Below are 15,265 nucleotides of genomic sequence, written 5' to 3'. Positions count from 1 at the left end.
TGGCGGGAGGATCGTGTCAATCGCCCGGGCAGGCAAGCCCGAGGGCCCTGTCCCGGCAACACATGGCGGTGGTTGCTCTGGCGCTGCCCTTCCTGTATAGACCCGCGCTCCTGAGTTTATATGAGCTGCGTGCCCGGCAACGTAATCGGGTGGCGCGGCGGATCAAAAGAAAGCCGGACCGATGAAAAAGGATATCCATCCCGAGTACCACGTCATCACCGTGAAGATGACGGACGGTAGCGAGTTCCAGACGAAGTCGACCTGGGGCAAGGAAGGCGACGTGCTCACCCTGGACATCGATCCGACGTCCCACCCGGCCTGGACCGGCGGCAATCAGCAGCTGATGGACCGCGGCGGCCGTGTGTCGCGCTTCAAGGACAAGTTCAAGGGCTTCGTGTAAGCCGTCCGTCGAAGACGCCAAGACAAAAGGCGCGCTCCGCAAAGGAGCGCGCCTTTTTCTTTGCCCGCGGGCATGGATGGACGTGGCGTCAGCGGTCGCCGAAGGCGCCGCGCAGCATGGCCATCTGGTCGGCAACCGGATTGGTGTCCATCTCCAGCGGCCCGTCGACATAGAGATTGTCGTCGATGCGCTTGAGGCGGTCATAGAGCGAACGCGAGCGGCGCACGAGATCCATCAGCACCGCCGGAGGCGTTTCGCCCTCCGGCCACAGCCCGTCGGTCGGCCGGTCACGGGACAGGCGGTATTTGCCGTCCGTGGCATCCTGGGCCGACATCTCGCCCTCGGACACGGCCCGCTGGGCCAGCAGCCAGGACGCAGCCTGCATCAGGCGCGTGGTCAGTTTCATGCTCTCGGTGGCATAGGACAGGGCGCCGGCGCGGTCGAGCGACTTGGAGTCGTCGCGCCCCGGTCCGTCCAGATAGGCTGCCGTCTCCTCGACCAGGTCCATACCTTCCCGGAAGAGTTTCTGGAACATCTCCGAATTGGCGAAGTCCTGGGCCCGGGCTGCCGGCGCACCGCCGGCGGGAAAGAGGTTCGGCGTATTGTCAGTCATCACGTGTCCAGTTTCGGTCCGCAAACATCTGGTCCGATTCGTAGCAAGGCTCGGGCCAATCTGCCGGAAACTGTTGATCAAAACTTAAACACGGCGTCCGCAGCGCTGCGCCCGGCCTGTTTCTTGTCCGTCATGGTGTCGATGCGGCGCAATTCGGCCTCGAGCAGGGCACGCCGCTCGGCAAGATCTTCCAGGGAAAGGGCACTGAGATCCTCGCCGGGGATGATGGCATTCTTTGCCCGGGCGCTTGCAGGCATATCGTCATCGTGAAACATGGGGGCCTCCACACTGCGATGCGCGAGCATAGCGCGAAGCCGGATAGAGTCCCATGACCCAGCCCACGCAAACTGCCGGAACCACCCGTATCGTGATCGCTCGCGAGCCTGGCGGGCCGGATGTGCTGGATGTGGTCACGCGTCCTGTGGCACCGCCCGGGCCCGGCCAGGTGCTGATCCGCAATACCGCCTGCGGCGTCAACCGGCCGGACCAGATCGAGCGCCTCGGCTTCTATCCCGCACCGGCCGGCGCGCCTGAGGGGTTGGGCCTGGAAGTGTCCGGCCATGTCGAGGCACTCGGCTCCGGCGTCGACGGGCTCGCCGTGGGCGATCCCGTTTGTGCGCTGGTCGCGGGCGGCGGCTATTCCGACTATGTCATCGCGCCCGCCGGCTCGGTCCTGCCGGCACCGGCGGGAATCGATCTCGCCGACGCTGCAGGACTGCCCGAGACCGTGCTGACCGTGTGGACGAATGTGTTCAAGATCGGGGCATTGTCGCCGGACGAGACATTGCTGGTTCATGGCGGGACGAGCGGGATCGGCACGACGGCCATCCAGATGGCCAAGGCCCATGGCGCGCGCGTGATCGCGACAGCCGGGACGGCAGAGAAGGTTGCGCTGTGCGAGCGCCTGGGGGCCGATATCGCCATCAACTACCGCGAGGCCGACTTCGAGACCGTCGTGAAGGATGCCGGCGGGGCCGATGTCATCCTGGACATGGTGGGCGGCGACTACGTCCAGAAGAACATCAATTGCGCCAATGCCGGTGCCCGCATTGTCTTGATCGCCTTCCTGAAGGGCAGCCGGGTCGAGGTCGATCTGATGCGGGTCATGCTCAAGCGGATCGTACTGACCGGTTCGACCCTGCGGGCCCGTCCCGACGCCGAGAAGGCGCGGCTGGCGCGTGCGGTGCGCGAAACGGTGTGGCCCTGGGTCGCGGCCGGCCGCCTGGCGCCGGTGATCGACAGCCGCTTCGCGCTGGACGATGTGCGCGCCGCCCATGAGCGGCTCGACGGCGGCGCGCATTCCGGCAAAATCCTGCTGACGTGCTGACAATTGGCCGGGGCAGCCGCTTTGCAGCGGCGTCCGATTGCGGTATAAATCCCCTAAATCGCTTCGTGTACGGGCTATCCCGAACCGAAGCGTCGGAAGCCCAAGCCCGGCCGCCGCGTCGGGCTTTTTTTGTTTCTCCCAGGGAGATTGAATCCATGACCGAGATCCTGATGCCGAAAGCCACGGCGGTCTGGCTCGTCGATAATACCTCGCTCACCTTCGACCAGATTGCCGGTTTCTGCGGCCTGCACCCGCTGGAAGTGAAGGGCATCGCCGATGGCGACGTGGCCGTGGGCGTGCGTGGCGCCGACCCGATCTCCAACGGGCAGCTGACCCGGGAAGAAATCGAGAAGGCGGAAAGCAACAGCGACTACCGCATGAAGGTGGTAAAGCCGAAATACGCCGACCTGCACACACCGGCCAAGCGCCGCGGTCCGCGCTATACGCCGCTGTCGCGCCGCCAGAACCGTCCGGACGCGATTGCCTGGCTGGTGCGCAACCACCCGGAACTGTCCGACGCCCAGATCTCCAAGCTGATCGGCACGACCAAGACGACGATCCAGGCGGTGCGCGAGCGCACGCACTGGAACTCGGCCAATATCAAGCCGACCGACCCGGTCTCGCTGGGCCTGTGCACCCAGATCGATCTCGACGATCAGGTGAAGAAGGCCTCGGCGCGCCGCCGCAAGCTGGAAGAAGAAAATCCGGAAATGCTCAACGACACGCTCAAGGCCCAGGAAGAGCTGGAAAAGCCGAGCGACGAGTTCAATCCGGATGATATCGACCTGGAAACCCTGTTCGGCGGTTCCAAGCAGGACTGATCTGCCGGACAGGCCCGAAAATGGAGAGGGGCGGCCGCAAGCCGCCCCTTTTTCATGCCGGATCGTCAGACAGGAGCGCAGTATAGCGCCGCTGCATCTCGGCCGGTTCGACCTCCTCGAAGGAATTGCCCACCAGCCAGGAATAGCCGAACGGATCGCGTATCAGCCCGGACCGCTCGCCATAGAACATGTCCTGGGCTTCGCGCAGAAGAACCGCCCCGGCAGCCATCGCCCGCTCGATCACGGCATCACAGTCATCGACATGGATGTGCAGCACAAAGGGACAGGTTTCCCCTTCGCGCGGCGCCCGTGCGTCGTATTCAGGAAACTCGTCACAGATCATCAGCGTGGTGTCGCCGAAGGCCAGTTCGGCATGGCCGATCCGGCCCGACGGTTCAACCAGCCGGAATTTCTCGGTCACCCCGAAAGCCGTCTTGTAGAAGGCGATAGCCTCGTCGGCATTGCGGGCGTGGATATAGGGGTAGAGTTCGTGGATCGCCATGTCGGTCTCCTGGGCAGGCAAGCGGAAGCTAGCCCGGCCTGCTGCGGCCGTATTGTAAAAATCTGACGGCCTCAGTCCGCGACATGGAAGGCGCGTTCGGACAGGCGGCGGTGATAGGCGGCGGGCGCCAGACCGGTATGGGCCCGGAAATCGCGTATGAAGTGCGACTGGTCGAAATAGCCGGCATCGGCGGCAAGGCCGGCCCAGTCCGGGGCCTCTTCCGGACGCAGCGCCAGAACGACGTGGCCGAGCCGGACCACGCGGCTGTAGAGCTTCGGCGACAGACCGACAGCGTTACGGAACAGCCTGACGAAGTGCCGGTGGCTGACGCCGGACTGGTGCACCAGATCGCCGACGGACTTCCCGCGCGCGATCGCCCGGAGGGCGGTGGCGACGCCGGGAGCGATCCCGTCATGACCGCGAACCCGCTTCTGCAGTTCTGTCTCCAGGGCTTGAAGCGCGTCTTCCGCGCAGGCTGCCGCGCGCATCGCGTCTTCAAGCCGGGCGAGGTCCTGTTCCGGCCAGAAGACAGAAAGCGGAAGATGGCGTTCGGCCAGCATGCCGGCCGGCTTGCCCAGTACCAGACCTGCTGCGCCGGGCCTCATCAGGGCGCCGAAACTCGGGGTTTCGGCGGAGGTGTCCTTGAAGTAGGGCGTGCTACGCATGCCGCCGGCGATCGCGTGCCCCATGTCGCGCCCGGCAGGGTCCGCAGCATGCTCGAAGAAGCGGAAGCCGGGGCCTGACGGGCGGATGGCGATATGGGCCTGGCCGGTGGGCAGCACGCGCTCGCGCACGCTGATGCCGCCGGTCTGGCCGGGATTGAACCAGACGCATTCGATGAAGGGCTCGAGCGCGCTGTCGGGTGGACGGCTGTACATCCCGGAGCGGCCGCCCGACCTCAGCTCACCGTGTAGTTCAGGGCCAGGCGGCCGCCATCGACATAGAGCGTCGTGCCGGTGACATAGCTGGCATCGCGCGAGGCCAGGAAAGAGGCGACCGAGGCGACTTCGTCGGGATCGCCGATCCGCTGCAGCGGCGTGCGCGACATGATCTTCGCCATGGCTTCGGGATTGTCGTTTACGGATTTGAGCACATCGGTATTGATGCTGCCCGGGCCGATCGCGTTGACGCGGATGCCGTGCTTGGCCAGCGCCAGCGCCATCGACTTGGTCAGCTGATCGATCGCACCCTTGGTGACGCAATAGGCGAGCTGGTCGGGAATGGCGACGACGCCGTTGACCGAGGACATGTTGATGATGGCATAGCGGCGGCGGGCGTCCTCGACGCGCTCCCCGCCTTCCTCGATCTGGTCGACCATCTGGCGCGCGGCTTCGCGTGCGACCAGGAAGGCGCCTTTCAGGTTGACGCCCATGACACGGTCGAAATCGCCGTCGGACAGATCGAGAATGTCACCCTTGGCGACGATGCCGGCATTGTTCACCAGCACGTCCAGCCGGTCGAAGGTCGCCCGCGTCTCGGACAGGAGATTGTTGACCGACAGCCGGTCCGACACATCGCACGACACGAACAGGGCCTTGCCCTTCTCGGCGCCCAGCTCGTCGGCCAGCGCCTCGCCGGCCTGCTGGTCGATATCGGCGATGACGACCTGGCAGCCATCCTCGCTCAGACGGCGCGCACAGGCCTTGCCGATGCCGTTGGCTCCACCGGTTACGATGGCAACGCGGTCACCCATGATGTGGTCCTCTTGTTCCAAACGGGCGCGTTGCGCCCACGCGGGATCGCTGACCTTGCACGAGCAGCGGCGTGTTGCAATGGCCCCTGGCCGGATGCCGGGGCGGCAGGACGGTCAGGGATTGTGTGTGCGCTGATAGTCCTGGGCAATCTCCGGATCGTCCGGCGCCAATTGCCAGGCCCGGCGATACAGCGGCAGAGCCTCGTCCATCCGGCCGAGGGCCTCCAGCGCCGAGGCGTGGGAATGCACGATCGCGCCGGATTCGGGTTCCAGTGCGACGGCCTGTTCGCACAAGGGCAGCGCCGTGCGGGCACGCCCGTCCTGGATCAGGGTCCAGCACAGCATGTTCAGCGTCGTGCCGCTTTCCGGCTCCAGCTCGACCGCCCGGCGCGCATCGTCGACGGCCGCGCCGGTCATGCCGGCATCCAGCAGGGCGCTCGACCGGTTGATCCACGCGCCTGTCCAGGACGGTTCCAGCCGGACAACGTGGTCATAGGCAACCACGGCGTCGGCTGCGCGGTCCATGTCCTGGTAGACGATGCCCAGGGTCAGCTGGGTCATCACATCGTCCGGCATCTCGGCGGCGGCACGCCGCAGATCGGACAGCGCTTCCTCGAGCTGGCCAAGTTCGGTCCGGGCGATCCCGCGATTGCGCCACAGCGTCGGCTCGATCACTTCGGCGCGCTGGGTTTCGGCAATCGCGAAGGCGAAATTATAGGCGTTCAGCGCGTCCTCGTAACGCTGCTCTGCAAGAAACGCGGCACCCAGGCCGGCATAGACACCGACCTCGCGATCCGGCTCCAGGTCCTCGCTGGACAGGCAGGCCTCCAGATCCTCGATCGCCTGCGCACTCTCGCCGGCATCCAGCGCCAGCCGGCCGGCCTGGCAGGGCGAAACGTCCTTTTGCGCCAGCGCAGGCGGAGCCGCGATCAGGGCGAGGGGCAGGAGGGCTGCAAGGGCACGCATGATAGTCTCCGTTTCAGGACACGCAGTCTAACCTGCAAAAAGGGCGGCTCGAAAGCCGCCCCCTGCTTTGCGTGTCAGTCGGGTTCGCATCAGTTCGTCCGGATCATCCGGCCAGAGACTGATGCGTGGTCGTTCGGAGGGACTGGATCTGCTCCTTGAGCAGAAGTTTTTCCTTCTTCAGCCGGGCGACTTCCAGCGAGTCCGCCGACGAATGCTTTTTCAGTTCGTCGATTTGAGAATCCAGACGCGTGTGACGGGCGTCGAGCTCACGAATGCGGGCTTCGATGGACATGGAGACGTCTCCTCTTTGTGAAGTGGAACACTCGATTGAAACACGTCCACGCATTATGTCTATTCACGAAACGTTTCGAGGTTAGGGGATGGTGAAGCCGGACCGGATGATCGTGGGTGTCTCGGGCGCCTCCGGAATTGTCTATGGAATCAGGGCGTTGGATGCGCTCCGGACGATGGGAATCGAGAGCCATCTGGTGGCCTCGAAAGCGGCCGAAATGACCCTCGGTTACGAGACGGATTTGTCGATCCGCGACTTCCGGGCCCGGGCGGACCATGTCTACAAGATGCCCGATGTCGGCGCGCCGATCGCGTCCGGCTCCTTCCGGACGCGCGGCATGCTGATCGCGCCATGCTCGGTGCGCACCATGTCCGAAATCGCCACCGGTGTGACATCCAGCCTGCTCACACGCGCCGCCGATGTCGTTCTCAAGGAGCGCCGCCGCCTTGTGCTGATGGTCCGCGAGACGCCGTTCCATCTCGGCCATATCCGCACGATGGAGACCCTGACCGAGATGGGTGCGGTGATCTGTCCGCCGCTGCCGGCCTTCTATGCCAAGCCGGAAACCATCGACGATCTGGTCGACCAGTCGGTCGGCCGGGCCCTCGACCTGTTCGGGCTGGACTGGGACTCAACCCGCCGCTGGGGCGAGGATCTGGAGGGCGGGCGGCGCTGAGTGTGTCTTCGCGTCCGCAACGTCCTTTGCGGATTTATCTGCCGGTCGAAAGCCGCTAGTATCATGGCTTCGTCGCGTCACACCGGCCCGACGCCTGCAAGGCGGCGCCGGCAAGCCGACGGATCCTGTTCGACAACCGGAAAGAGACGGCTCAGGAATGGACGGAGATTCCCAGGAGCAACAGGCCCTTCTTGAACAGCTCACTGCGCTGCGCGAGCAGCATGACGAGTTGAACAGGGAGGTCGACATGCTGTCCGACAATGGTGTCGTCGACCAGCTGAAGATTGCCCGTCTCAAGAAGGAAAAACTCAGGCTGAAGGACGAGATCGCCCGGCTTGAGGATCAGATCACGCCCGACATCATCGCCTGATCCCCGTCAGGGCCTGGCGCTCAGGCTTGGCGGCGGTCCGCCTGGGACTTCTGGGCCTGCTTGCGCGCATACATGGCGGCGTCGGCCTGGGCCATCGCCTCTTCGGCCTTGTGGCCGGCCTGCAGCGGATGGCAGCCCCAGGCTGCACCCACGCTCAGCTCGTGACCCTTGTGTATGAAGGGCGTCGTCTCGATGATGTCGACGAGTTCCTGGGCCTTGGCTTGCGCACCTTCATGACCGGTCAGGGTCAGAACCAGACCGAACTCGTCCCCGCCCAGACGGCCGACCGCGTCGGTCTCGCGCACATGGGCCGCCAGCAGGCCGGCCACATGGTGCAACGCGGCGTCGCCGGCGGCATGACCGAAGCGGTCATTGATGTCCTTGAAGCCGTTCAGGTCCATATAGACCAGCGAGGACGGCGCTTCGTGGCGTTCGGCCAGGGCCAGGGCTTTTGAGACCTCGCGCAGGAAGGCGCGGCGGTTCAGCACCGGCAGCAAGACATCGTGATCGGCCAGCGATTCGAGTTCGCGCACGCGGCCGCGCAGGCGCTCGGTCTCCTTGCGCAGCTGATCGACCTCGCCCATCAGCGAGAGGAGGGCGCGCTGGACATTCGGTGTCAGTTCGCTTTCGGGAACGCCCATGATCGAGGCGGAATCCCGCGGCGCCGCAGCAGAGCCTGCCGCGTCGCCCTTCCGGGCCGGATCCGCCCGCCCGCTGCGGGAGACATTGCCGGTCGTGTTCAAGGGGCCGATGCGCATGCGCCGATCCACTCCGATTCCAATCCTCCCGAAACGTGAACAAGTGTGGTTAAGAAACCCTCAAGCCCGGAAAGAATTGCCCTGTCTTGAAAGGCGCCTTGACCTTCCTCGCGCTGTGGTTAAGGTCCCGCGCTTCCTTTTCTTCGTTCAGGAAGCGTCATGAGCGATCTTTCGCCGTCCTCACCCGATATGGCCGCCGCTGCCAGCCCTGCCGATGTCGCCATCGTCATGGGTTCACGGTCCGACTGGCCGACCATGAAGAAGGCGGCCGGCCTGCTGCGCGATCTCGGCGTGAACTACGAAGCCCAGGTCGTCTCGGCGCACCGCACGCCGGACCGGCTGGTCGAGTTCGCCAAGGGTGCGCGCGATCGCGGGATCAAGGTGATCATCGCCGGTGCCGGCGGTGCGGCTCACCTGCCGGGCATGATCGCATCCATGACAACCCTGCCGGTGCTGGGCGTGCCGGTGAAGTCCAAGGCGCTGAGCGGTCAGGACAGCCTCCTGTCCATCGTCCAGATGCCGGCCGGCGTACCGGTGGGCACGCTGGCGATCGGCGAGGCCGGCGCCACCAATGCCGGGCTTCTCGCGGCGTCCATTCTCTCCCTGTCCGATGACGGGGTCGCCGGTCGGCTGGCACACTGGCGCCAGGCCCAGACCGACAGCGTACCGGTGACGGTCGAGGACTGATCTTCCATGACGACAGCTCCGCTCTCGCCCGGTTCGGTGATCGGCATTCTCGGCGGCGGACAGCTCGGCCGCATGCTGGCCACGGCCGGCGCAGCGCTGGGCTTCGACGTCCACGTCTACGAGCCCGAGCCGGACTGTCCGGCTTCACGGGTGGCGGCCCGGTCCTTCTGCGCGCCCTGGGATGATGAAGGCGCCGTCCAGGCCTTTGCCGAGCGTTGCGATGCGGTGACCTATGAATTCGAGAACGTGCCCGTCGCGACGGTCGGGATCGCGGCGCGCGTCTCGCATCTGCGTCCGGGCGCCCGTTCGCTGGAGCTGACCCAGGACCGCCTGGTCGAGAAAACCTTCATCAACGAGGCCGGCGTGGCCACCGTGCCCTTCGCCGCCGTTGACGATCTCGAGAGTCTTGAAGCAGCCATTGCGCAGATCGGTCTGCCGGCTGTGCTCAAGACCCGGCGCTTTGGGTATGACGGCAAGGGCCAGGCCTGGATCCGCGAGCCGGGCGATGCCGCGAAAGCCTGGCACGCGATCGGTGAAAAGCCGGCCATCCTGGAAGGCGCCGCCGCCTTCACGCGCGAGCTGTCCGTTGTGGCGGCCCGCTCGGTCGACGGCATGGTGAAGGCCTGGCCGCTGGGCGAGAACATCCACGGCGACGGCATTCTCAAACAGACCCACGCACCCGCAACCGGCGTCGATGCGGCGACCCAGGCCCGCGCGCTGGAGATCGCCCGCGCCATCGGCGGCGGGCTGCAGCATGTCGGTGTCTTCGCGGTCGAGCTTTTCGACCTCGGTCCCGACGGGCTGGTGGTCAACGAGATCGCGCCGCGCGTCCACAATACCGGCCACTGGACCATGGATGCCTGCGGCTGCGGCCAGTTCGAACAGCATATGCGCGCCGTGGCCGGCTGGCCGCTGGGCGATCCGTCGCCGCACTCGGCCTGTGTGATGACGAATCTGATCGGCGAGGACGCCAATGACTGGGCGGCGCTTGCGGCCGATCCGCAGGCCCGCCTGCATCTTTATGGCAAGCGCGCCGTGCGCGCCGGCCGCAAGATGGGCCATGTAAACCGGCTCTCCCCGCTTTAGGGGTTCGCACTCGGCTGTCCCGGGCCCCATATTGGGGGCATGGACATGATGGCAAATCCCACCGCACCCGACCGTTTCATCGATGACAGCGGCCCGTTCGATCTGATCGGGGATGTGCATGGCTGTGCCGGCGAGCTGGAGCGGCTGCTGCACCGGCTGGGCTATGAGGTGCGCTATGAGGGCGTGGCCGGCTCACGCGACTACCGCATCAGGCATCCCGAGGGACGCAAGGCGGTCCTACTGGGCGATCTGGTCGACCGGGGACCGCGTACGCCGGACGTGATGCGTCTGGCCATGCATCTGGTGGAGACCGGGGCGGGCTATTGCGTGGTCGGCAATCATGACGACAAGTTCCGCCGCTGGCTGGCCGGACGCGATGTGAAGGTGAGCCACGGGCTCGACGCCACGATCGCCCAGTTCCGCCGCGAGAGTGACGCCTTCTGCCGTCAGGTCGCGGCCTTCATCGACAGCCTGCCGCACCACCTCCTGCTCGATGGCGGTGAGCTGGTGGTCGCCCATGCCGGCGTTCATGCCGACATGCATGGCGAGGACACGACCCGGGTGCGGGCCTTTGCCATGTTCGGTGAAGTGACGGGCGAGCGGGACCTGCACGGCCTGCCCGTCCGCCGCAACTGGGCGCGCAATTATTCCGGCACAGCGACCGTTGTGCACGGCCATGTCGCCGAACCCGATGTGCGCGAGCACAACAATGTCGTCTGTGTGGATACCGGCTGCGTCTTCGGCGGCCATCTCACCGCCCTGCGCTGGCCCGAGCGCGACCTTGTCCAGGTGCCCGCCGAGCAGGCCTGGTACGCTTCTCCGCGGTGGGAGGGTTAGCTAACTAAGCTATACCCGCGGTCCCGGGCCGTAGCGCAGCTTGCCGAGCAGGCCGGCGAGGTCGGGCAGGTCGGCGGTCATCTTGGTCAGCTGGGCCTTGGTCTTCTCGAAATCCATCACATTCTGGATGCGGCGGTCGAGAAAGGCGCGGGCTTCGGGCTTTGCGGCATCGCTCTCATTGAGCCAGGCGACCAGGGTCGTGCCGAAAACGCCGGAGAGAATCGTCCGCTTCGAGTAGAAATTGACGTCGGTCGAGGTGTCGCCGATCGCGCGCCAGATCGTGTCTGCCGTCGCCCACAGCAATTGCGGCCCCTCTGCAGCGGCGTCCGGCAGCATCAGGCGGGCGCGGGCCCGGCGGGCGGCTTCCTCATGTCCCGAGAGCGCTTCCAGGCGCGCCGTGACGCCAAAGCGCACGCGCTCGCGGATCTTCATCTCGGCGAGGTTTGCCGCCTTTACTGCGTCCAGCACGGCCTCGTCCAGGCGCCGTGACCAGTGCACCAGCATGTCCAGCTCGCCGCGCGGGCAGGCCAGGCGGGCCTGGCCCTCATCGATCCCGGCATCGGCGCAGGCCGCGCGGAAACTGTCTGCCGTCCAGCCATCGAAGGCCGCATGGGCCAGCATGGGCTGCAGCAGGGCCTCGCGTGTGGTAGACTTGCGAAATCGGGTGTCAGAAGCGGCATCGGTCATGCGTCATTCCTAGACCAGACGCGCCTGCGCGTCACTACGCCCGTGTGCGCTGACAGAGTGGACACGGCGTCGCAGCTCTGGTAGTAGCCCCGCCTCTGGCGAACTAGCGGCGTGAGGATGGTCCTTGCGTCCAGATAATGGAGAGAGAGCCATCGTACAGATCGTTGTGCGCGACAATAATGTGGAGCAAGCGCTCCGCGCGCTGAAAAAGAAGATGCAGCGGGAAGGTACTTTCCGCGAGATGAAGCGCCGCAATCATTATGAAAAGCCGTCGGAGAAGAAGGCTCGCCAAAAGGCTGAAGCCATTCGCCGTGCGCGCAAGCTGGCCCGCAAGCGGGCGCAGCGCGAGGGTCTCATCGCGAAGCGTGGCGGTCGCCGCTAGGGTCGCCAGACCTTGATACAGGTTTCGCGAAAACGCCGCGTCCCGGATCCGGGGCGCGGCGTTTTCCTTTTGGGCATTGCGGTCCGTCAGGGCGAGGTTTCTGCTGCCCCCACAATCCGTCATCCTGACGAAAGTCAGGACCCAGATCTCAGAACAGCATCGTGCCAAACTTGGCTCAACCCGATCCTATGACCTGGGTTCCGGCCTTCGCCGGAATGACGGTTGTTGGTGGCGTTGACGGAAAGGGGTGTGCGGCAGGCGCCGCGCCGCCCTACCCCGCCGCCTTTTTCTTGCCGCCGAACTGGAACCAGCTCTTCACCGTGTCCTGGTTGGCTTGGTTGAGGGCGCCCATGCGGAACAGGACGCCTGCACCCCAGATCACGATCATGGCGGTGACCACCATGCCGAGGGTCGAGCCGATGATCTCGATCATGCCGATATCCTGGGGCAGGCGGACCAGCATGATGAAGGGGGTCCACAGCGGGATCCAGCTGGCGATCGCCACGATAGGCGAATCGGGCGCGTCGATGGCCATCATCACCAGGAAGAGCGGCATCATCATCACCAGCATCATCGGGCTCATCAGCGTCTGGGCGTCCTGGATCGTCTCGCACAGCGAACCGATCGCCAGGAAGACCGCGCCATACATCAGATAGCCGACGATGAAATAGCCGATCGCCGGGCCCAGCAGTGCCGGATCGAACAGGGCGGCCAGGATTTCCGCAGCCGGAATGTCGGCGGCCGCCATCAATTGCTGGATCGCCAGTCCGCCGATCGAGGCGAGGCCGCCCCAGAAGATCAGCAGGGTGGCGGAGACGGCCGCCACGCCGAGCAGCTTGCCGGTGAGGATCTCGTGATGCCGGGCCGAGGCCAGCATCATCTCCAGCACCTTGTTGCCCTTCTCCTCGATCATCGCGGTGAGCAGCATGTTCACCACCGAGAAGATCACGATCCACAGGCCGAAGGCGGTCGCCACACCCATCACGATGGGCAGGCGTTCGCTTTCGGTGACTTCGGCGGCCTCGTCGGTGCGTTCCGGATTGAGCTCGCGCACCACGGGCTCAAGGTCTTCGGCCGCCTCGATCAGCGCCGGGTCGACGCCATTCTCCACCAGATGGCGCAAATGCATGTAATCGCGCAGGGCGTCGCGGATATCGCGGCGCAGGTCGCGATCGGTCAGATTGGTGCTCCAGTAGGCCATCTCGACACGGCCCGGCACGGGTTCGCTGAGGAAGATGGCGGCAAAGAGCGGTTGCGGGCCGTCGGCGGTTTCCAGCTCGGCATCGCCGGTCAGATAGGGCCGCAACTCGTTGAGATCGGTCGTGCCGGCCTCGACGCGGATATAGCCGTCATTGTCCAGCTGCATCGAATTGTCGAACGCTTCCCCGAGCTGCGGATTGTCGCCGAGGATTTCGCGCGCCGCTTCGCGCGCCTGCTCGGCCTGGTCCTCGCGGGACCGGTCGATCTGTTCGAACACGGCCTCTTCCAGACGGCCACCGGTCTCGTCGACCAGCACGTAGTAGCGGGTCGGCTGGGAGTTCTCGATCAGGATCGGCATGCCGAAGCCCAGCGCCATGAAGAGCGGCACGGAGAGCAGCGACAGCCAGAAGCCCCAGGTCGCGACATAGGACAGGAATTCGCGGCGGGCGATGAGATAGATATTGCGCATCAGACGGTCTCCGCTTCCGGGGCGGCGGCTTCGCGGCCGACGAGATGGACAAAGGCATCATGCAGATGGGCGCGCACCGGTTCGAACCGGGTCAGCTTCACATCGGCATCGACACAGGCCTTGAGAATGTCCTGGGCATCGACACCGGGACCCAGATCGACGATCCAGACCTCGTGTTCGCCCTGGGTCTCGCGGTGAACCTCGCCCTTGCCGGCCAGCACCTTGGAAAGATCATGATCGGAGACGATCTCCAGCGTCACGCGGCGCGGTACCTGGCCCAGCGCCTCGGCGACCGTGCCGTCGAAAGCCTTCCGGCCCTTGGCGATCAGCACGATCTTGTCGCACAGGCGTTCGGCGTGTTCCATCACGTGGGTCGAGAACAGCACGGTACGCCCGGCCTCGGCCTGCCGGCGCACCACCTGCTCCAGCGCATACTGGTTCACCGGGTCGAGGCCGGAGAAGGGTTCGTCGAGAATGATGAATTCCGGCTCGTGCACCAGGGTCGAGATGATCTGGACCTTCTGCGCCATGCCCTTGGACAGGGTCTTCACCTTGCTCTCGGCGACCTCGGCGAGGCCGAATTCCTCGAGCATCTGGAGGCCGCGGCGGCGTGCCTCGGCGGGGGCGACGCCCTTCAGCCGGGCGAAGAAGACGATCACATCGATCACCTTCATCTTGCGATAGATACCCCGCTCTTCCGGCAGGAAGCCGACGCGGTCGAGCGCCGCCGGACGCGGCGGGCCGCCGAACAGCGAAACCGTGCCGCGGTCGGGCGTGAGAATGCCCAGCGACATGCGCAGGCTGGTGGTCTTGCCGGCGCCGTTCGGCCCCAGGAAACCGGTAATCTGGCCGCGTTCCACGGAAAAACTGACATCGCGGACGGCGGGCTTGCCGTTGAACGTCTTGGAGACGCTGTCCAAGGCGAGAATGGTCTCTGACATGATGCCCCTCAGTATCGTGTCCTGCGAAACTAGAGGTGCGCCGCGCAGTGATCCACCGGTATTGAACAGCAAAACGTCCCTCCCGGTTCCTCTCGCGGTCAGGACCGGCGGCTGCAGCGCGGTCTTGGGGCGCGCCGCCTGCGGGGCGATAGTGAGCGCTGCAAGACAGTCGGGGAGATCATGTCCATCGAGCCGGAAACTGCGAGATCGCGGCTTCTCGCGCTGCGCGAGGAATTGCGGGACTTGTCCGTGGCTGCGCGCGAGGACCGGCAGCCCGTGGCGCTCGACCAGCAATCGGTCGGGCGCTTGTCGCGCCAGGATTCCCTGCAGGTGCAGGCGATGGCCAAGGCGGCCGAGGCCCGGCGGGCGCAGGAAATACGTCGCATCGACGCCGCGCTCGAACGGCTGGAGAATGACGAATACGGCTGGTGCGTGGAATGCGGTGAAACGATCGAAGCGCGGCGGCTGGAGATTGATCCGGCAACGCCACGCTGCGCCGGTTGTGCTTAGAGCATTTTCAGCAAAAGTGGGGACCGGTTTTGCGGTTCGAAAATGCGA

General features: G+C 65.4%; 21 protein-coding genes. 10 read left to right on the top strand and 11 right to left on the bottom strand.

Going from position 1 to position 15,265, the window contains the following annotated elements:
* Nucleotides 1-181 precede the first annotated feature (181 nt).
* Complete coding sequence (gene rpmE / locus JJ918_RS04665; RefSeq protein ID WP_203291512.1) at nt 182-400, top strand: 50S ribosomal protein L31; 219 nt, start codon at nt 182-184, stop codon at nt 398-400.
* Between the two features lie 88 nt (nt 401-488).
* Here rpmE and JJ918_RS04660 read toward each other — a convergent pair whose 3' ends face one another.
* Nucleotides 489-1,013 carry a DUF1465 family protein gene (locus JJ918_RS04660; protein ID WP_291883910.1) on the bottom strand — a complete coding sequence of 175 codons (525 nt, stop codon included), beginning with the start codon at nt 1,011-1,013 and terminating at the stop codon, nt 489-491.
* 77 nt (nt 1,014-1,090) lie between these two features.
* Nucleotides 1,091-1,288, bottom strand: coding sequence for a DUF1192 domain-containing protein (locus JJ918_RS04655; RefSeq protein WP_291883908.1), 198 nt, complete (start codon nt 1,286-1,288; stop codon nt 1,091-1,093).
* Nucleotides 1,289-1,341: 53 nt separating this feature from the next.
* Here JJ918_RS04655 and JJ918_RS04650 point away from each other — a divergent pair, with 53 nt between their 5' ends.
* Nucleotides 1,342-2,340 carry an NAD(P)H-quinone oxidoreductase gene (locus JJ918_RS04650; RefSeq protein WP_291883905.1) on the top strand — a complete coding sequence of 333 codons (999 nt, stop codon included), beginning with the start codon at nt 1,342-1,344 and terminating at the stop codon, nt 2,338-2,340.
* Between the two features lie 155 nt (nt 2,341-2,495).
* A complete protein-coding gene (locus tag JJ918_RS04645) occupies nt 2,496-3,161 on the top strand; it encodes a DUF1013 domain-containing protein (protein WP_291883902.1) in 666 nt (221 codons plus the stop codon).
* A 52-nt stretch (nt 3,162-3,213) separates the two neighbouring features.
* Here the strand turns inward: JJ918_RS04645 and JJ918_RS04640 are convergent, their stop codons facing one another.
* From JJ918_RS04640 to JJ918_RS04620, 5 genes are all read right to left on the bottom strand, one after another.
* Complete coding sequence (locus tag JJ918_RS04640; protein ID WP_291883899.1) at nt 3,214-3,663, bottom strand: VOC family protein; 450 nt, start codon at nt 3,661-3,663, stop codon at nt 3,214-3,216.
* 71 nt (nt 3,664-3,734) lie between these two features.
* On the bottom strand, nt 3,735-4,541 hold the full coding sequence (locus tag JJ918_RS04635; protein WP_291883896.1) for an AraC family transcriptional regulator: 807 nt from the start codon (nt 4,539-4,541) through the stop codon (nt 3,735-3,737).
* Nucleotides 4,542-4,561: 20 nt separating this feature from the next.
* Nucleotides 4,562-5,356, bottom strand: coding sequence for an SDR family NAD(P)-dependent oxidoreductase (locus JJ918_RS04630; protein WP_291883893.1), 795 nt, complete (start codon nt 5,354-5,356; stop codon nt 4,562-4,564).
* Nucleotides 5,357-5,470: 114 nt separating this feature from the next.
* Nucleotides 5,471-6,322 (bottom strand): tetratricopeptide repeat protein, encoded by an 852-nt coding sequence (locus JJ918_RS04625; protein WP_291883891.1) that lies wholly within the window; start codon nt 6,320-6,322, stop codon nt 5,471-5,473.
* A 103-nt stretch (nt 6,323-6,425) separates the two neighbouring features.
* Entirely contained in the window at nt 6,426-6,614 is a 189-nt protein-coding gene (locus JJ918_RS04620) for a DUF465 domain-containing protein (RefSeq protein WP_271186958.1), read from the bottom strand.
* A gap of 88 nt (nt 6,615-6,702) precedes the next feature.
* Here JJ918_RS04620 and JJ918_RS04615 point away from each other — a divergent pair, with 88 nt between their 5' ends.
* Together JJ918_RS04615 and JJ918_RS04610 are read left to right on the top strand one after the other, a co-directional pair.
* A complete protein-coding gene (locus JJ918_RS04615; RefSeq protein ID WP_291883886.1) occupies nt 6,703-7,290 on the top strand; it encodes a UbiX family flavin prenyltransferase in 588 nt (195 codons plus the stop codon).
* A gap of 157 nt (nt 7,291-7,447) precedes the next feature.
* Nucleotides 7,448-7,660, top strand: coding sequence for a YdcH family protein (locus JJ918_RS04610; protein WP_291883884.1), 213 nt, complete (start codon nt 7,448-7,450; stop codon nt 7,658-7,660).
* A 20-nt stretch (nt 7,661-7,680) separates the two neighbouring features.
* Here JJ918_RS04610 and JJ918_RS04605 read toward each other — a convergent pair whose 3' ends face one another.
* Nucleotides 7,681-8,418, bottom strand: a complete 738-nt coding sequence (locus JJ918_RS04605) for a GGDEF domain-containing protein (protein WP_291883882.1) — start codon at nt 8,416-8,418, stop codon at nt 7,681-7,683.
* A 189-nt stretch (nt 8,419-8,607) separates the two neighbouring features.
* Between JJ918_RS04605 and purE the strand changes: the two genes are divergently transcribed.
* From purE to JJ918_RS04590, 3 genes are read left to right on the top strand one after another with little or no spacing between them, the layout of a single operon-like run.
* Nucleotides 8,608-9,105 carry a 5-(carboxyamino)imidazole ribonucleotide mutase gene (gene purE / locus JJ918_RS04600; protein ID WP_291884194.1) on the top strand — a complete coding sequence of 166 codons (498 nt, stop codon included), beginning with the start codon at nt 8,608-8,610 and terminating at the stop codon, nt 9,103-9,105.
* A gap of 6 nt (nt 9,106-9,111) precedes the next feature.
* Entirely contained in the window at nt 9,112-10,191 is a 1,080-nt protein-coding gene (locus tag JJ918_RS04595) for a 5-(carboxyamino)imidazole ribonucleotide synthase (protein WP_291883880.1), read from the top strand.
* Nucleotides 10,192-10,236: 45 nt separating this feature from the next.
* Nucleotides 10,237-11,028 carry a metallophosphoesterase gene (locus JJ918_RS04590; RefSeq protein WP_291883877.1) on the top strand — a complete coding sequence of 264 codons (792 nt, stop codon included), beginning with the start codon at nt 10,237-10,239 and terminating at the stop codon, nt 11,026-11,028.
* 9 nt (nt 11,029-11,037) lie between these two features.
* On the opposite strand, the gene JJ918_RS04585 is transcribed toward JJ918_RS04590, so the two are convergent.
* Entirely contained in the window at nt 11,038-11,715 is a 678-nt protein-coding gene (locus JJ918_RS04585; protein WP_291883873.1) for a COQ9 family protein, read from the bottom strand.
* A gap of 124 nt (nt 11,716-11,839) precedes the next feature.
* Between JJ918_RS04585 and rpsU the strand changes: the two genes are divergently transcribed.
* Nucleotides 11,840-12,097: a 30S ribosomal protein S21 gene (rpsU, locus tag JJ918_RS04580; protein ID WP_366917239.1), complete on the top strand. Its 258-nt coding sequence runs from the start codon at nt 11,840-11,842 to the stop codon at nt 12,095-12,097.
* A 271-nt stretch (nt 12,098-12,368) separates the two neighbouring features.
* On the opposite strand, the gene JJ918_RS04575 is transcribed toward rpsU, so the two are convergent.
* On the bottom strand, nt 12,369-13,766 hold the full coding sequence (locus JJ918_RS04575) for an ABC transporter permease (protein ID WP_291883869.1): 1,398 nt from the start codon (nt 13,764-13,766) through the stop codon (nt 12,369-12,371).
* Entirely contained in the window at nt 13,766-14,707 is a 942-nt protein-coding gene (locus JJ918_RS04570; protein ID WP_291883867.1) for an ABC transporter ATP-binding protein, read from the bottom strand. Before JJ918_RS04570 ends, JJ918_RS04575 begins: the two co-directional genes overlap by 1 nt.
* A gap of 180 nt (nt 14,708-14,887) precedes the next feature.
* Between JJ918_RS04570 and JJ918_RS04565 the strand changes: the two genes are divergently transcribed.
* Nucleotides 14,888-15,217, top strand: a complete 330-nt coding sequence (locus JJ918_RS04565; protein ID WP_291883865.1) for a TraR/DksA C4-type zinc finger protein — start codon at nt 14,888-14,890, stop codon at nt 15,215-15,217.
* Nucleotides 15,218-15,265 lie beyond the last annotated feature (48 nt).

The organism is Maricaulis sp. (assembly GCF_017642925.1).
Classification (GTDB): Bacteria; Pseudomonadota; Alphaproteobacteria; order Caulobacterales; family Maricaulaceae; genus Maricaulis.
This window is presented reverse-complemented; position numbering and strand designations above follow the sequence as displayed.

Excerpts from the sequence above, each read along its gene's own strand:
- rpmE (WP_203291512.1), top strand. The coding sequence starts at position 182 with ATGAAAAAGGATATCCATCCCGAGTACCACGTCATCACCGTGAAGATG.
- JJ918_RS04660 (WP_291883910.1), bottom strand. The coding sequence starts at position 1,013 with ATGACTGACAATACGCCGAACCTCTTTCCCGCCGGCGGTGCGCCGGCA.
- JJ918_RS04655 (WP_291883908.1), bottom strand. The coding sequence starts at position 1,288 with ATGTTTCACGATGACGATATGCCTGCAAGCGCCCGGGCAAAGAATGCC.
- JJ918_RS04650 (WP_291883905.1), top strand. The coding sequence starts at position 1,342 with ATGACCCAGCCCACGCAAACTGCCGGAACCACCCGTATCGTGATCGCT.
- JJ918_RS04645 (WP_291883902.1), top strand. The coding sequence starts at position 2,496 with ATGACCGAGATCCTGATGCCGAAAGCCACGGCGGTCTGGCTCGTCGAT.
- JJ918_RS04640 (WP_291883899.1), bottom strand. The coding sequence starts at position 3,663 with ATGGCGATCCACGAACTCTACCCCTATATCCACGCCCGCAATGCCGAC.
- JJ918_RS04635 (WP_291883896.1), bottom strand. The coding sequence starts at position 4,541 with ATGTACAGCCGTCCACCCGACAGCGCGCTCGAGCCCTTCATCGAATGC.
- JJ918_RS04630 (WP_291883893.1), bottom strand. The coding sequence starts at position 5,356 with ATGGGTGACCGCGTTGCCATCGTAACCGGTGGAGCCAACGGCATCGGC.
- JJ918_RS04625 (WP_291883891.1), bottom strand. The coding sequence starts at position 6,322 with ATGCGTGCCCTTGCAGCCCTCCTGCCCCTCGCCCTGATCGCGGCTCCG.
- JJ918_RS04620 (WP_271186958.1), bottom strand. The coding sequence starts at position 6,614 with ATGTCCATCGAAGCCCGCATTCGTGAGCTCGACGCCCGTCACACGCGT.
- JJ918_RS04615 (WP_291883886.1), top strand. The coding sequence starts at position 6,703 with ATGGTGAAGCCGGACCGGATGATCGTGGGTGTCTCGGGCGCCTCCGGA.
- JJ918_RS04610 (WP_291883884.1), top strand. The coding sequence starts at position 7,448 with ATGGACGGAGATTCCCAGGAGCAACAGGCCCTTCTTGAACAGCTCACT.
- JJ918_RS04605 (WP_291883882.1), bottom strand. The coding sequence starts at position 8,418 with ATGCGCATCGGCCCCTTGAACACGACCGGCAATGTCTCCCGCAGCGGG.
- purE (WP_291884194.1), top strand. The coding sequence starts at position 8,608 with ATGGCCGCCGCTGCCAGCCCTGCCGATGTCGCCATCGTCATGGGTTCA.
- JJ918_RS04595 (WP_291883880.1), top strand. The coding sequence starts at position 9,112 with ATGACGACAGCTCCGCTCTCGCCCGGTTCGGTGATCGGCATTCTCGGC.
- JJ918_RS04590 (WP_291883877.1), top strand. The coding sequence starts at position 10,237 with ATGATGGCAAATCCCACCGCACCCGACCGTTTCATCGATGACAGCGGC.
- JJ918_RS04585 (WP_291883873.1), bottom strand. The coding sequence starts at position 11,715 with ATGACCGATGCCGCTTCTGACACCCGATTTCGCAAGTCTACCACACGC.
- JJ918_RS04575 (WP_291883869.1), bottom strand. The coding sequence starts at position 13,766 with ATGCGCAATATCTATCTCATCGCCCGCCGCGAATTCCTGTCCTATGTC.
- JJ918_RS04570 (WP_291883867.1), bottom strand. The coding sequence starts at position 14,707 with ATGTCAGAGACCATTCTCGCCTTGGACAGCGTCTCCAAGACGTTCAAC.
- JJ918_RS04565 (WP_291883865.1), top strand. The coding sequence starts at position 14,888 with ATGTCCATCGAGCCGGAAACTGCGAGATCGCGGCTTCTCGCGCTGCGC.